Annotated in this window: 12 protein-coding genes and 1 pseudogene; 7 read left to right on the top strand and 6 right to left on the bottom strand. The window is 58.3% G+C overall.

Going from position 1 to position 14,355, the window contains the following annotated elements; translation table 11 throughout:
* Positions 1-76 precede the first annotated feature (76 nt).
* On the top strand, positions 77-334 hold the full coding sequence (locus P3T18_RS05845) for a hypothetical protein (protein ID WP_429298951.1): 258 nt from the start codon (positions 77-79) through the stop codon (positions 332-334).
* A gap of 303 nt (positions 335-637) precedes the next feature.
* Here P3T18_RS05845 and P3T18_RS05840 read toward each other — a convergent pair whose 3' ends face one another.
* Positions 638-814 carry a DUF2934 domain-containing protein gene (locus tag P3T18_RS05840; RefSeq protein ID WP_429298950.1) on the bottom strand — a complete coding sequence of 59 codons (177 nt, stop codon included), beginning with the start codon at positions 812-814 and terminating at the stop codon, positions 638-640.
* A 1,270-nt stretch (positions 815-2,084) separates the two neighbouring features.
* Here P3T18_RS05840 and P3T18_RS05835 point away from each other — a divergent pair.
* The 6 genes and pseudogenes from P3T18_RS05835 to P3T18_RS05810 all read left to right on the top strand — a co-directional run bounded on the left by P3T18_RS05835 (position 2,085) and on the right by P3T18_RS05810 (position 8,796).
* Positions 2,085-2,849, top strand: a complete 765-nt coding sequence (locus P3T18_RS05835) for a glycosyltransferase (protein ID WP_429298949.1) — start codon at positions 2,085-2,087, stop codon at positions 2,847-2,849.
* Positions 2,850-3,259: 410 nt separating this feature from the next.
* A complete protein-coding gene (locus P3T18_RS05830; RefSeq protein ID WP_429298948.1) occupies positions 3,260-3,481 on the top strand; it encodes a hypothetical protein in 222 nt (73 codons plus the stop codon).
* Positions 3,482-3,599: 118 nt separating this feature from the next.
* Positions 3,600-6,107 carry a DNA ligase D gene (gene ligD, locus P3T18_RS05825; RefSeq protein ID WP_429298947.1) on the top strand — a complete coding sequence of 836 codons (2,508 nt, stop codon included), beginning with the start codon at positions 3,600-3,602 and terminating at the stop codon, positions 6,105-6,107.
* Positions 6,108-6,255: 148 nt separating this feature from the next.
* A pseudogene (locus P3T18_RS05820) lies at positions 6,256-7,190 on the top strand (Ku protein).
* Entirely contained in the window at positions 7,187-8,029 is an 843-nt protein-coding gene (locus tag P3T18_RS05815; RefSeq protein ID WP_429298946.1) for a tetratricopeptide repeat protein, read from the top strand. Before P3T18_RS05820 ends, P3T18_RS05815 begins: the two are co-directional and overlap by 4 nt.
* 206 nt (positions 8,030-8,235) lie before the next feature.
* The gene (locus P3T18_RS05810; protein WP_429298945.1) at positions 8,236-8,796 is read left to right on the top strand and encodes a lipocalin family protein; all 561 of its coding nucleotides are present in this window, start codon (positions 8,236-8,238) and stop codon (positions 8,794-8,796) included.
* Between the two features lie 706 nt (positions 8,797-9,502).
* On the opposite strand, the gene P3T18_RS05805 is transcribed toward P3T18_RS05810, so the two are convergent.
* From P3T18_RS05805 to P3T18_RS05785, 5 genes are all read right to left on the bottom strand, one after another.
* Positions 9,503-9,766, bottom strand: a complete 264-nt coding sequence (locus tag P3T18_RS05805) for a hypothetical protein (RefSeq protein WP_429298944.1) — start codon at positions 9,764-9,766, stop codon at positions 9,503-9,505.
* Between the two features lie 559 nt (positions 9,767-10,325).
* A complete protein-coding gene (locus P3T18_RS05800) occupies positions 10,326-10,745 on the bottom strand; it encodes a hypothetical protein (protein ID WP_429298943.1) in 420 nt (139 codons plus the stop codon).
* The gene (locus tag P3T18_RS05795; protein WP_429298942.1) at positions 10,729-11,133 is read right to left on the bottom strand and encodes an NUDIX hydrolase; all 405 of its coding nucleotides are present in this window, start codon (positions 11,131-11,133) and stop codon (positions 10,729-10,731) included. The genes P3T18_RS05800 and P3T18_RS05795 overlap by 17 nt, the downstream gene beginning before the upstream one ends.
* A 642-nt stretch (positions 11,134-11,775) precedes the next feature.
* Positions 11,776-13,107 carry a Gfo/Idh/MocA family protein gene (locus tag P3T18_RS05790; protein ID WP_429298941.1) on the bottom strand — a complete coding sequence of 444 codons (1,332 nt, stop codon included), beginning with the start codon at positions 13,105-13,107 and terminating at the stop codon, positions 11,776-11,778.
* A gap of 326 nt (positions 13,108-13,433) precedes the next feature.
* Entirely contained in the window at positions 13,434-14,336 is a 903-nt protein-coding gene (locus P3T18_RS05785) for an SDR family oxidoreductase (protein ID WP_429298940.1), read from the bottom strand.
* Positions 14,337-14,355: the final 19 nt, after the last annotated feature.

Genomic DNA, 14,355 nt, shown 5'->3' with positions numbered 1-14,355 from the left:
ACGGATGCGCTTACGAACAGGGCTATCCATATCGGCGAAAGCTGGAAATGATTTACAACTGATTGCTGGAGACTTTATGAACCCTGAACCGTCAGATCCCGTTGAGCGGGCCGATCAGCGCAGACAGGCGTCGGTTAACGCCGACGTGAAAGAAAAACCCGATGGCACCGTCGAACAGCAACCACACGGCAACATGGATGAAACGCGCGTGCCGAAGGGCAAGGACCACCCTGAATCGGGACCTTACGTGCCGGAACATGATCTCGTCGATCCGGATAGCAGCCCCGACGCCGGCAGTGATCATCCGCGGGGCAAGCCGGATTCTGAGGCATGATACGTGTGTGCTCCATCTTCATGGCGCCGTGGCGAAATAACCGTGGCAACCGGGACACAGGTTGCCAGGCGGAAACAAAATTGCTGCCCGTCGCACGCTGATCCGCGCAAACACACGCGCTACAGAGAAAGGGAATCTATTAATTTCGAAAAGTGTAGACGTTAGCGAATGGCAGGCTGCGAAGCACGGTCGACATCTGAGTGATCGATCATCTTCGCAAATCGATCATTGCTAGGGCGCTTGTTGACAGCCGTTGGCGTTAATGACGCGCCAGCGGCCTGCTGTGACCGTACAGGAGGTCAATCACGGAAGTTGCCGATCACCGTCATCAGAAGGATCGTCGGATGAGTTCCCCTCGACGCCAAGCTGCTGGCGGGCCTTTTCCCAGAATTCGTCCGCCTTGCCTTCCGGACTTCCAGCTTCTTCCCAGAGCGAAAATGCCAGGGTACGGATCTGTTCTTCACTTAACGGTGTGTTCATTCTGACCTCCAAGGTCATACGGGAAAACGGCGTGGTTAGTAAAACACAAGTGCTCGGGCGAGGCCCGCAGATTATTGCTCCTCATAGCTACCCCTTCTGGAAAAAAATAGCTCGATGAAACTGTCACTGACATAGATCCTGTGCCCTGCCAATTCCGAGATCCGTGGGGTCTTGCGCCTGATCGCAGGTCGGAACGGGATCGTTGTCCAAGATCCCCGCTCAAGATGTCAGATCAACGAACAATGCGGGCGTCTCCTTGTCGGGCACCCGCAGATTCCCCGTCCTCATCGTCTCATTGTTGATCATTGTTGCCAGCGCAAAATCGGCCTTGTGCGAAGCGTGCGGCACAGAATACAAACGGACCGTAAAAAGCGGCTGGCCTCGCGATATGGTTGCGGATCGGCCCTTACCTAAACCCTTCCTGTTGCCGGCTTAAAAAACCATGTCAGCACATGCAAAGATGTCGAAACATTTTTAATATCCTCACGCTCCCGGTCTGCGTTTGATCTGCCCGGTAAAGCTGCCATAGAACACACCAATAGACCCGCCGATGCCGGCCATAGCGGAATGCTGGCCGATCCCGGACATTTCGCCGGAATGCGTCCAGCTTGATGTTAAGGGACATAACTGGCGTGCAGCATCCGGTATGCTGAGCTGGTTCGTCACACGCGGGAGGAAAGCAGGATTGAAGCGTTCCACTCCTGCGACTGTATCGTACCAGGCCCCTCGGACACCTTCCCCGCTGTAAGTGCCTATGAAGGCGACCAAGTTCGGTTTTGTCGACGCTAAGCGTCCCGCCCGGTGACCACTGCCAGCTTTCCAAATCCACAGCAGTCGCGCCTTGAAATGCTTTCGACGGTTCAGGCAGTCTCAGAAAGCAAAACGAGAGTTATAGATCAGCCGATCAGCTCAGCAGATAGGTTGCAACCTGACGCAGCAATACACCGGATCCCACCGCGACAATCGTCAAACCGCAGATCCTCCTGAGCTGTTTCGCCAGACCCCCGCGGACTTCTGGAAAGCATGTCAGCTGTCGCATTTTCATTGAAGCCTCCTGAGCTTGAAAAGGGAAGCGACATTTGCAGCACGCCATCCCGCCCCTGCCAGTTAGCATGACGCATGCCGTGCGTCGTTGCAGGGATAAAAATGTCCGCCGGAGCCCTTCTTCTTTTCGAGAGAGGCGTCTTCGTCCCGCTTGGGGGCCAACTCCGCTTTTTTGTCATGGGGAACATGTCGTGCCGCATAACTGGGCGGAGAGAGGTCGTTTTGCATGGTCCGGGACTTGCTGACGCGCTTCTTATCCAGAACCGACAGGGTGTGCGCTATGCTTGCAATAATAATCCCCGCTCACAACGAAGAGGCGCTGTTGGACGCGTGCCTAACGTCGGCCCTCCGGGCAGCGGGGGACCCTGCGCTGGCGGGCGAACACGTGCAGATCATCGTCGTCGCTGATAACTGCACAGATGGCACCGAGGCTGTCGCGGAACAGTTTCCCGTCATTACCCTTGTTATTTTCGACCGTAATGTCGGCGCCGCGCGCGCTGCCGGCGCGGACTACGCTCTGGCGCTGGGAGCACGCTGGCTCGCTTTTACAGATGCTGACACGACCGTGCCGTGTGACTGGCTGTCCCAACAACTTGCGTGCGACGCCGAGGTTGTCTGTGGCGTGATTAACGTTGATGACTGGATGCAGGAGGACACGGCTGTCCACCGGCACTTCGACGAAACATATACTCCCGTCGACGGGCACCGGCATATCCATGGTGCAAACCTGGCTATATCAGCGGATGCCTACCGGCGCGTCGGCGGCTTTACTCACCTGCAGAGCGATGAAGATGTGGACCTGGTCGGCCGACTGGAGCGAATCGGCGCTTCGATATGCTGGTCCGCGCAGACTCGCGTGTGGACCAGTTCGCGATCGGAATATCGGGCGCCCAATGGCTTTGGCGCGACCCTTGCGAAGGTGCGTTCTGTGATTGCGGACTCGTTCCGGGTGGACGAAGATACGACAGCGCTTTCCCAGAAATTAGCCTGACACGCATAGTGGCCGACAGCCGCGCGGCTTCAGATCATGGACGCGTCCCACCGTCGGTCACCCCGCCTCCCTGATCGATCGGCGGTCACTACATTGAACGGCGGTGACGAGATGGGCATCTTGCGGCTCGCGTTGCGAACCCGTAATCCGGCGCTAACCGCAACGAGTTTTGCTCCATCCTGGATGAGATGAGGCGGGAAGTTCACTTGCCTTGCGTTATCGAGAATCGGTCCCGTCCACTTCGCCGGACGCAGCTAGAAACCTTTCACTGTTTCGCGGTGCCCCCGCAACGAGGTCGGGTCAATCTGACGCGCGGTATTGGTCCAATGGAATACAAGTGCCGCGCGTTTTCCTGGCGCCGGAACGCCGCTTGCTGCAGGACTTTTTCGCACATCTCACAGGGGAAAATTATGGCAGGCGATACCGCGTACAAACCGGGAGAAATCGTAAAGGTTTCTGGCATCTATTCCGTCGTTCACGATGATGGGAAGGACACTTTTGAGGTCACCTGCGTCGAAGGCGAGCATTTCCCGCCTACGCGCAGCGGCAAAGGCGCACACTTTGAACTGAAATATGCAGCGACCCACGCGCATACGCACGCAGAGCTACAAGGCTCCGAGGCCCGGACATGATTCTTGAGGCGATACAGACAGAAGGGCCAAGCTGAGAGCAGGGCGGCCCAGAGTGCTCGATGACGGTCAGGACGCCATCTGTCGCCGCCTTACCTTCGGAGTCGCACCGACCAGTGTTATGGCAAATAAACCCGCCGCAGCAGCCCCGGCACTTTCCCGGTATAGGTCAAAGCGTAGCTTTGATGTTACCCCTGAACCAAGGCCGGTCTACCAGCCAGCCACCGCAGCCGCGGATTCATTAGGCTTCGTCATCCAGAAACACTGGGCGAGCCGGCTGCATTACGACTTCAGGCTCGAGCTTGACGGTGTGTTGCTGTCATGGGCGGTCCCGAAAGGACCCTGCTGCGACCCGAAGGAAAAAAGGATGGCCGTCCATGTGGAAGACCATCCGGTCGAGTATTCGACATTCGAAGGCACTATCCCACCGAAGCAGTACGGCGCCGGCACCGTCATTGTCTGGGACCGCGGGACATGGGAGCCCGTCGGCGATGCACGGAAGGCAATGGTGGCCGGCAAGCTGGTGTTTCGCCTCCATGGCGAAAAGCTCGCGGGTCTGTGGGAGCTCGTGCGGATCTCTAAACCCGGCGACAGACAGGACCAGTGGATACTCTTCAAGAAAAGGGATGAGTGGGCGCAACCGCTCGCCAGGTACGACGTTATCAAGGCGCTTCCCGACAGCATTACGGTCAAGCCGCTTGGGCTGATTGAAGACCGGGAGCGCAAAGCCGAACCGGGGCCGAGGGGGAATGGGCTGAAGCTGGACCTGTCCGCTGCAGTCAGGGCTCCGCTTCCCGCGAAGCTAGAGCCTCAAAAAGCTATTCTCGCGGCCACGCTACCTTCGGGCGGCGACTGGATAACTGAAGCGAAGCTCGATGGATACCGCATGCTCGCTCGGCTCGAAAAAGGCCGCGCAAGGCTATTCACGAGCGGCGGTCACGACTGGACAAAGAAGCTGACCAGCCTGGCAGGCGAGGTTGAGCGGCTTCCCGTTGCCAACGCGTGGCTGGACGGCGAGATCGTTGTGCTCCGGGATGGCCTGCCCGATTTTGCCTTGTTGCAGAACGCGATCGACGCCCGTAACAACCGGAGCATCGTATTTTTCATGTTTGACGTGCCGTTTCTGGATGGCAAAGACCTGAGGGGCGTACCACTCTGGACCAGACGAGCGTTGCTCGCGCAGCTCCTGGAAAGCGGAGGTGACCGGATTCGTTTCAGCCAAAGCTTTGAGGCACCCGCGGCGCAGATGTTCGAAGCCGCAGCGGAGCTCGGGCTCGAAGGGCTGATGCTCAAGCGTCGGGACGCGCCATACGAGTCGGGCAGGACGCAAACCTGGTTAAAGGCGAAATGCCGCCTTCGGCAGGAGTTCTTCGTATGTGGCTTCACCGCGCGAGGAGGCAAGGATGGCGAGGTCGGCAGTTTGCTGCTTGGCTATTACGACGCCGCCAGACTTCATGACGCTGGCAGTGTCGGCACCGGCTGGAACGCGCGAACTGCTCGTGAACTGTGGAGCCGTCTCGCGCCGCTTGAAGCCGGCGTTGCGCCTTTCGACGTTGTCGTGTCTAAGTCACGTCGATGGTCGCGGCGTGCCGCTGGCAGCGAGCGGTGGGTTACGCCAAAGCTGGTCGTCGAGGTCGAGTTTGCCGAGTGGACCGGCGATGGCGTGATCCGTCAGGCGTCGTTCAAGGGACTGCGCGTCGACAAACCAGCTCGCCGGGTCATCCGGGAAGGCGGCCCAGCGCTCAGGCCCATCCCGTCATCTAGCCTCAAGCTCACTCACCCTGAGCGGGTCGTTGACTCCGATAGCGGCATTACAAAGCTCGAGCTAGCCCGATACTACGAGAGCGTCGTGGACTGGATGCTGCCTCACCTGAAGGACCGGCCGCTTGCGATGGTTCGGGCGCCCTCGGGCATTGCAGGCGAACTGTTCTTCCAGAAGCACGCGGAGAAAGCCGGCATGCCCGGTCTGAAGGCGCACGACCGAAGCCTTTGGCTCGATCATCCGCCGGTACTGACCATCGACACCGTGGACGCGCTAATGTCGGCGGCGCAAATGAATGTCGTCGAGTTTCATACGTGGAATTCGACCGTTCGCAAAATCGACATGCCGGACCGCGTCATATTCGACCTCGATCCGGGCGATGGCGTTAAATGGCAGGAAGTTCAGGAAGCCGCGCTCCTCGTGCGCGCGCTACTTCAAGAACTTGAGCTGCAGGCCTGGCTGAAGACTAGCGGCGGCAAGGGACTACATGTGGTTGTGCCGCTGACGCCGCGACTGGACTATAAAAGTGTGAAGGACTTTTCGCAGCTGTTTGTCCGGCATCTGGCGAAGACAATCCCGGACCGGTTTTCGGCGAAATCGGGCGCAGCGAACAGGATTGGCAAGGTCTTTGTGGACTATCTTCGCAACGGGAAGGCGCAGACCACCGCGACCGCTTTCTCGGCCCGGGCACGCCCGGGCATCGGCGTCTCGATGCCGGTTTCATGGGAACAACTGCCGGACGTAAGGAGCGGCGCACAGTGGACCGTGCAAACGGCCCGGGAATATCTGAGTTTTCAGGCGCATGCCCCCTGGAGTACATACTGGTCGACAGGCCAGTCGTTGACGGCGGCAATCAGCCGCCTCTGATGAGTCCGAGCATGCTTCGAAGCCTATTCGCGGTCGGTGGGTCCACAGGCATACGGCATGCTACAACCGCAGCGGGACTCCTCATCCCTCGGGCATCTCACTCGGCGGTACGCGACGTGCCCTCGTCGCCGGCAATCAGGAGAATTCCATGGCAGCGCGCTCAATTGCATCCCTGACCCTCTCTTCGGCCTCGTCTCGATACCCGTCAAGCTGTATTCTGCGACGGATAGCGCAGCCGGCGTTGGCTTCAATCTGCTCACACCCGAGGGCGGCCGGGTAAAGCAGCAGTACATCTCGGAAGCCAGCGGGGAAGTCGTCGCGCGCACTGATATGAAGAAAGGCTATGAGTTTGAGAAAGGTCGCTTCGTGGTCTTCGAGCCGGACGAGCTGAAAGCGCTTGAAGAAAGCGCGAGTCATGTTGTGGAAATTGTGTCATTCGTTCCGGAGCAGTCCATCGACCCGCTTTTCTATGACAAGGCGTACTTTATCGCCCCCGACAAACGCGGCGGCAAGCCGTACAGCCTGCTTCAGCAGGCGATGCGGGAAAGCGGTCGATGTGCGCTCGCAAAGTGGTCCTACAAAGGCAAGACGCGCATTGTTCAGGTCCGGCCAGCGGAAGATGGCATGGTCTTCCAGCAGCTTCTTTTTGCAGACGAAGTGCACGCGCTCAGCGAGCTGCACATCGAACCGGTGACCGTCACCAAAAGTGAGTTGCAGCTTGCGCTTCAGATCATCGAGCAGGTATCTGACGACGCATATGACCCGGCGGCGTACGAAGACGAAGAGAAGAAACGGATTCTCGAGGCCATCGACCGGAAAATCGCCGGCAAGCAGATTGTTTCGCCACAAGAGCCCGCCGAAGAATCAGGAGGCCAGGTTATCGACCTCATGGAAGCGCTGCGGGCGAGCCTGAAGGCCAATAAGACCAAACGGGCCTCTACAACGAATGCGACAGCGGCGAAGAAGGCAACGCCCACTGCCGGAGAGGTCCTCGCGACGAAGCCACGGCGCCCTGTTAAACGGGCTGCGCCTCGCCCGCAGGTCGAGGAAGCACCGCCGGCGAGGGCTCGGGCACGCAAGTGACAAGACGCGCTCACTCTCACGACTACTCGCTGCGCAGCCTTCAGTCGCTGCTGGGCGTCTCTCGCCGGGTGGTGACAGGGCTGATAGATGCTGGCTTCGTGCAGCCCGCGCGCGGGCGCCGCAACGAGTTGCGATTTTCATTTCAGGACGTTGTGGTTTTACGCACTGCGTTCCAGTTGCAAACAGCAAAAATCGCGTCGCGCAAGATTCTTCGTGCCATCGCCAAACTGAAAAAAGAACTTCCGCAGGAGCTTCCGCTTTCGGGTATCCGCATCACCGCTGTTGGCGACAACGTTGCCGTGAGGTCGGGACCTGCACAATGGGACGCCGCATCTGGTCAGCACCTGCTCGACTTCGAGGTGGCTCCCGTGCAGGGAGAGGTCGCGTTCCTCGACGCGGCTCCGCAAAACTTGAGGAATCGCGAGCAGCAGGCGGACGAGTGGTTCGCGCTCGCTGAGCAGCTGTTAGAAACGGATGTTGTAGGCGCCGAGCAGGCTTACCGGAAGGCGGTGGCGTTAGCCCCCCGATCGCATTACGACGCATCTATCAACCTCGGCGTACTGCTATGTGAGGCCGAGACGCGGTGCGAGGAGGCCCTGGACGTCTTCGACAATGCACTGACGCATTTTCCCGACGATGCGCTGCTGCATTTCAATCGTGCCGTCGTTCTCGAAGAACTCAAACGGTACGACGCGGCATTCGACGCTTACGGCCGATGCATTGAGTTAGATCCAACACATGCCGATGCTCATTTCAACATGGCCCGACTCAGCGAAATTTGCGGTGACAATGAGGGGCTGCTTCGGCATCTAAGCGCTTATCGCAGGCTCATCGGATAGTCAGCTGATTTTACGGCCAGCTGCTGACAACGCGAAATACCGAAATTGCGAATATCTAGCCGGTTCATTTTCACGCTTCGCCAATGTGGTAACGAAGACATCAATCGGTCTCTCTCTTTGGGACACCTCGTTGACCGTCGCATGATCTGCTGCCTGTGCAATGAAGCAAATGCCTAAATTCGCCGCCTGTTCAAGGATACCCAACCATGCAAAATAAGATTATCGTCGCCGCGCTAACAGGGACAGCGTTACTTTTGGGCGCCTGCGCTTATGTCTCTCGCCCCGGGCCGGTCGGCAATCACGCCGTGCCTCAACCGGCCAGAACAGTCGACCTGAGCAAATACATGGGTCGATGGTACGAGCAATTTCGCTATGAGGCGTCGTTCGAAAGGGACATGGATGACGTTACAGCGGAGTATTTTCTCAACGACGATGGCTCGGTACGGGTTATCAATCGCGGCCGCAAATCGGGCGGCTCTGCCGAGTTCAGGCAGGCGGTTGGTAAAGCGAAAATCGCTGATGCCACCACGAACGCAAAACTGAAAGTCTCTTTCTTTGGGCCATTCTATGCAAATTACTGGATCCTGGACCATGGCGACAACTACGACTGGACGATCGTCGGCGAGCCGTCAGGTCGCTACCTGTGGGTACTGACGCGCACCGCACACCCGGCCGCTGAAGTCCTGGGCAGTCTGGAGGCTCGCGTGCGAGCACTTGGTTACGATTGGTCGCTTGTCAGAGTGACAAAGCAGAGCAATTTGGATTGAAGATGATGATCCGGTGACCGCGTGGCACCGGACGCTCATATCGGTTGGACATTTGCCGACCATCGTCGAGCAGTAGCGCACGGTTTTCAATCCTGCAACGACACTGATTTTAATTTCGAGCGGGCCCGATGGTCCTTCACGGTGAACAGCTATGACAGTCAGTTGCAGTCAATGGTCCCGTGACCCATCTGTGTGAACCACTCGCCGGTTGCTTACGTTAGCTCACGAAGACAACCTGGCTTGTCAAAAGATCGGAATAGCAAAAAAAAGCGACTTGACCGCGCCGAAGCTCGCGTAAGATTTCTTGAATTCCCGCGAGTTCGACGCCGTCTTTTCGACGCCCGGTGACGTCGAGAAGATTGCTCTCGCTTCGTTCCCCCCGGATTCGGATGAGACGGCGTAACGCGCCTTCTCGCGTAGTGAAATGTCGATCCATATCTGGTCCTCGCGCTTCCCATTTGGCTGACGTTCTGAGCCCGGCCGCCATGAGACCGCTCTGTTTCCGCGCGGACACACCAATGCCCCGCGATGTCTTCCGGTTTTTTCACTGCAGTATCGCAGTGTAAGTTTGGCGTAGCTGGCACCGATCCCGCATCAACCCTGCATGCTGGTGGCGCTATCTACTGATCGGGCCGTAGACCAATGGCAAGGGACTGGAAGTTTTGAACCAGTGAGCGAGCCCAGAACGGTTCGGCGCAGAGACCGCCTACGCAGCCAGCGGCAATCCTTTGACAGCGGACTCTGCATTCGCCGGGTGATACTCGATCCGCGTCGCGACGACCTCGCGCTGATGTTGCCAGTAGGTCATTTCGCGGACGATCGGGGCGAGCTCGGCTTCGAGCGTCTGAGTGTCGGTGCCGAGCCTTGCCAGCAGATCGATTACGCCGCATTGGATGCGAACGTCGTTGTCGAGCAGAGCGATCCGGCGCTGGATTGAGTCGAGTCGGGAATGCAATTGGGCGATTTTCACGATAGCTCCTTCAAGGTCGGGGCAGATAAGCAAACCGTGGGCCTGACAGACGAGCCCAATGAAAATGGCGGTGGCGTGAGTTCTCAGGCTGCTGACGACGGCCATCATAAGGGCAAGCCTTTAACGCGTGCCTCCGCATTTGCAGTCCAGTGAGAGGATTCCGGCGTTCCTGCTGCGGGCGAATCTGCATTCGGACCCGCGTCTTCGTCGGTTAAGGTTTTATGGCTTGAGCCGAAGCCTTTGGCTTCCGCCCGTCATGGGACGACAGGCGGCCATTACCCGCCGGTCGCTGTCGACCGTCCAAGTTGAACAGCCGTGGTGTCGTCCGCCCTCGCTTAATGGCCCGTTCCCGGCGAGCGGATAGACGGTGGCGCAGCCTCGTCGCGACCCGTCCACCGGTCGGATGCTCGGCCGGTCGCACGCTCAGGTTTCAGCTCACGTTCAGAGGGGGCGCTCATCGGCTCTCAGCTTGGGTCGCCGCAGTCGTGACGGTGGTTTGGCCGGCAAGCGCAGATGGAAAAATTTCAACTGACGGTCAACCAACTTCATCAGGCGGTGCTTACGGAGTGAATCTGTTGTAGGGTTTTTGGAGGCACGCAACGACGATTGCCGAATTAGAACCTGAGAGAATCTTGCGGACCGGCTTTACCCGATAGGGGATCGCCATCGTTCTCGCGTTTGCGCACGGCATCAGAATTGGAAGAGGGCTAATCAGACGGCTGGTTGAAATATCATCAACGATTTTTTTAGTCGCGCTGTAGCCTCCCATTAGGGCGTCAGCTTCCGTGATAAAAGGGCGCCCCCCGGTATCGCCAAATCTTAGCGGAGAAAAAAGAGCGACCGCCTGACCGGCCTGGAATACTCTCGCCGTCGCAACAAAGCCGGTCCGTCTCGCAGGCGCGGGGACTTGCTGCCAACTGAGGTCGGATTCCACACCGACCTCGAGGGAAAATCCCTCATATTCATACGTGCGATTCATGCGCTGCTTCCTGATCCTTGCGATGACTCCCGATCTGCACGAACAGATCCACGATCGCACGCGTGGGCACGCTGGCCGAAAGGGTCGCCACCTTGGTTGGGCTAAACCAGCGACATTGCGAGATTTCATTACCGGGCTCGGGCAGGGCCTCTGGCGAAAGCTCCACGGAAAAGACGTGATGCTGCTTGTTAAGTCCACCAAACCGGAACAGATAAGTCAGGTCCGTCACAGCGAGGTTCGTTTCCTCTATCAGTTCGCGTCGCGCTGCATCTAATGGTGACTCAGTCGCCTTGATTGTGCCGCCGGGCAACGACCAGCGGGAGCGTGCGCGAGCGACCAGCAGCACCTTTCCACTCTGGATGCATACGATTGTGGACCGATCTTTCATGCCTTGTGCGTAAAGAATACGGCTTCAGGGGCGAACGCCAGATTATGAACCAGCGAAGTAATTGAAGCGCAGCATAGCCTGCGCCTACGCAACATAGGCAGCAGGTCAAAAAATGTTCTAGGCTGAAGAAATAGAAATGACGCCACGGGGTCGACAAAAATATGAAAGCTCGCTCGCCCGTTACGATCTGCCTGCCGCTGACGCTGTTCGTTGGGGCCTGCCTGTTATCCCTTCCAACGTTTGTGCTGGCGGTTGTCTGGATGACCATTGGCGTGATGACCCTGGGGCATCGACCGCTGGAGAGTTTTCCTCCCGCCGGTATTCCTCGAGGATGGCTCCGCGGCTACCGATCAGCGTGCGTGTGGTTCTTTCATCTGGCGTGGTGGCCGTGGTACATGCGCTCGTCTTTCAGTAACATCGCGAGCAGAATCAAAGGCGCAGGGCGAGAAGCAAAGGAAGCTTGGACCGGGCGACGCAGAGAGGACCGTGATCGACCTTGTTGTCAAAATTTGCGTTAAAACGTTTGATTTGTTGTGGTCAGTTCTTGAATTTGCGAACAGTAGCAGGACGCCTGAGTTCAGCTTTGCAAACGCCTGACTAAGTTTATGTGCGGCGACGCCACGCGTTTGACCCGCAAACCATTCAGAATTCCTCTTCCTCGGGTTCCGGCCCACGCGTTGGACCCGGGGGCGCCGCGATCTTGACAGTACGGCCCGTGCGCGCCGATTCATAGATCGCTTCTACAATCCGCTGATCCTGCAGACCCTCTTCGCCAGGCGTGTGAGGCGTCTGTCCTCGTACTACGCATAGCGACATGTGGTCGATCTCTCTGGCGAATTGGTTCACTGGGTCGATCGTGATTTGCGTTATGGCGTTTTTTCCGTCGAACAGTTCGCCCCTGCGCAACTGCAATCCGTTGTAGCCGAATGCCGGATTCATTTCGGCCCAGCCATGTGCGCCTTGCAGGCGGAAAAAGCGCGACTCGTGACTCGCGTAACTCGACATGCAGGTGGCCGTAAAGCCGCTCGGAAAACGTAGAACGAACTGCACGGACTGTTCGACTTCCGTGAAACGCGGATCATCCTTCGGCTGCACTGTCATCGCTGTGACTTCGAACGGCTCTTCGCCACTGAGGAAGCGTGCTGCGTTCAGGCAGTAGATACCGACGTCGGGCATCGGTCCGCCTCCCGCCAGAGCCCGTTCTAGACGCCACTGCTTGGGGTCGCCCGCGTTCTGCGAGTTGCCCGCGATAAATTCGTGCAGTTTGCCAAGCTGGTTCTCGCGCACCCACTTGGCGATCATTCGATCCATCGGCTCATACTGGCTACGATAGGCGATCATCAACAGGCGTCGCGCGCGCCTGCATGCGTCGATCATCTTCTGGCACTCGGCGCTGCTAATCGCCATCGGTTTTTCGCACAGAACGTGTTTGCCGATGGACGCCGCGCGCATTGTGTATTCAGCATGCATTCCATTGGGAAGCACGATATATACGACCTGCGCGTCCGGATTGTCGGCGAGTTTCTCGAAGGACGAGTAATCGTAGATGGCCGTCTGGCGCACGCCATACTGACGCGCGATCTTCCTTGCCTTGTCTGCGTCGCCGCTAACCAGTGCCACCACTTTCGAGTATTTGCAGGCCGACAACGCAGGCAGGATCTGATTCAAGGTGAGACGTCCGAGCCCGACAATCGCATAGCCGACACGCCGATCCGGTTCAGCGTTAGGATCGGGCGTGTTTTCAGCCTGCTCGGTGGTCGTGTCCTGAATCAAGGGCAGTTTGACGCTGTTCGGCGTGCCGGGCGTTGAGGCTGTGGCCCATGCCGTGCCGCTGGCTCCAGCCATGAATACAGCAGCGACGCCGGAACCAGTTTGTTGCAGAAAGCCGCGTCGGCTTCTGGCCACAGTGGGCGAGCCGCTCTCGCTGTTTTCGCTTGAAGAATCGGCGCTGCTTTCAATGATTTTGGTAGTCATAGAAATCGCTCCGTGCAGATAGGGTGTTTGCTTATAGGCCAACCGGAAAGGTCACGACACGCCGCGAAGTTTCGTCGGGAACCGGCTGAGTTGCACAGCGTCGCACTGTCCGATAACGCGCCGCGACTGCACCCGCCGAACACAACGCGTTGCTGAGTGCGCCCGACATCCCGGCTTTACTGCACCTGCTCGTCGGATGCGGTAAAGAGTTTCCGTTAGGCAGGAAAAGGTAGCTGCGCTAAGGTCGCATCAGACGACCGTAGCGCTGCTGTGTCCATCATCCATTCGACCAGTGGCCCGCTGCGCTTTCCACCGCACGGCTGCCGTCAAGGCAGATGGTTACCGCCCGTCACGCCATACACTTCGCCGGTGACGAAGCTCGATTCCTGCGAAGCCAGCAGAACATATATGGGCGCCAGTTCCGCCGGCTGACCGGGCCGTTTCATTGGTGCTTCAGAACCAAACTTTTCGACTTTCTCCTGCGGCTGACCTCCGCTCGGCTGAAGCGGCGTCCACACAGGTCCCGGCGCGACCGCATTCACACGAACGCCCTTACTGATAACCTGCTTCGCGAAGGCGTGGGTGAACGCAGTGATCGCGGCTTTGGTGGAGGCGTAGTCGAGCAGCCCGGGACTCGGCTGATAGCTCTGGATCGACGTGGTGTTGATGATGGTCGCGCCGGGCGGCAGGTGAGGAAGGGCAGCCTTGCACAACCAGAACATCGCAAATACGTTGGTACGGAAGGTCGCTTCGAGCTGCTCTGTCGTCAGATCGGCGATCTCTTCGACGTAAGTCTGCTTGCCTGCGACATTAACGAGAATATCCAGACCGCCGAGCTTTTTCACGGACTCGCTAACGAGCTGCTTGCAGAACGCTTCATTGCCGATATCGCCCGGCAGCGCAATGGCTTTGCGACCGGCGTCCTCGACGAGCTTGACGACCTGACGGGCGTCGGCTTCTTCGCTCTCCAGATAATTCAGCGCCACATCTGCGCCTTCCCGGGCGAACGCGATCGCAACCGCGCGGCCGATGCCGCTGTCGGCGCCCGTAATCAACGCGCGTCGACCATCTAAACGTCCAAAACCCTTGTAGCTTGACTCACCGTGATCCGGCTGCGGCGTCATGTCCTTCGCGAGGCCCGGCGCCGACTGTGGCTGCTTTTCGAAGTCCGGCTGCGGGTACTGCGTACGGGGATCACGCATTGAAAACTGATTATCTGCATTGCTCATCGCTTGTCTTCCTCGAAAT

The sequence above is a fragment of the Paraburkholderia sp. GAS199 genome (genome assembly GCF_050436585.1).
Lineage (GTDB): Bacteria > Pseudomonadota > Gammaproteobacteria > Burkholderiales > Burkholderiaceae > Paraburkholderia.
The sequence above is the reverse complement of the archived record's forward strand: the minus strand, read 5'-3'. Positions and strand labels throughout refer to the sequence as shown.

Coding starts and splice junctions, on each gene's coding strand:
- P3T18_RS05840 (WP_429298950.1), bottom strand. CDS start 814: ATGAACACACCGTTAAGTGAAGAACAGATCCGTACCCTGGCATTTTCG.
- P3T18_RS05795 (WP_429298942.1), bottom strand. CDS start 11,133: ATGAAAGATCGGTCCACAATCGTATGCATCCAGAGTGGAAAGGTGCTG.
- P3T18_RS05810 (WP_429298945.1), top strand. CDS start 8,236: ATGCAAAATAAGATTATCGTCGCCGCGCTAACAGGGACAGCGTTACTT.
- P3T18_RS05800 (WP_429298943.1), bottom strand. CDS start 10,745: ATGAATCGCACGTATGAATATGAGGGATTTTCCCTCGAGGTCGGTGTG.
- P3T18_RS05790 (WP_429298941.1), bottom strand. CDS start 13,107: ATGACTACCAAAATCATTGAAAGCAGCGCCGATTCTTCAAGCGAAAAC.
- P3T18_RS05845 (WP_429298951.1), top strand. CDS start 77: ATGAACCCTGAACCGTCAGATCCCGTTGAGCGGGCCGATCAGCGCAGA.
- P3T18_RS05830 (WP_429298948.1), top strand. CDS start 3,260: ATGGCAGGCGATACCGCGTACAAACCGGGAGAAATCGTAAAGGTTTCT.
- ligD (WP_429298947.1), top strand. CDS start 3,600: ATGGCAAATAAACCCGCCGCAGCAGCCCCGGCACTTTCCCGGTATAGG.
- P3T18_RS05835 (WP_429298949.1), top strand. CDS start 2,085: ATGGTCCGGGACTTGCTGACGCGCTTCTTATCCAGAACCGACAGGGTG.
- P3T18_RS05785 (WP_429298940.1), bottom strand. CDS start 14,336: ATGAGCAATGCAGATAATCAGTTTTCAATGCGTGATCCCCGTACGCAG.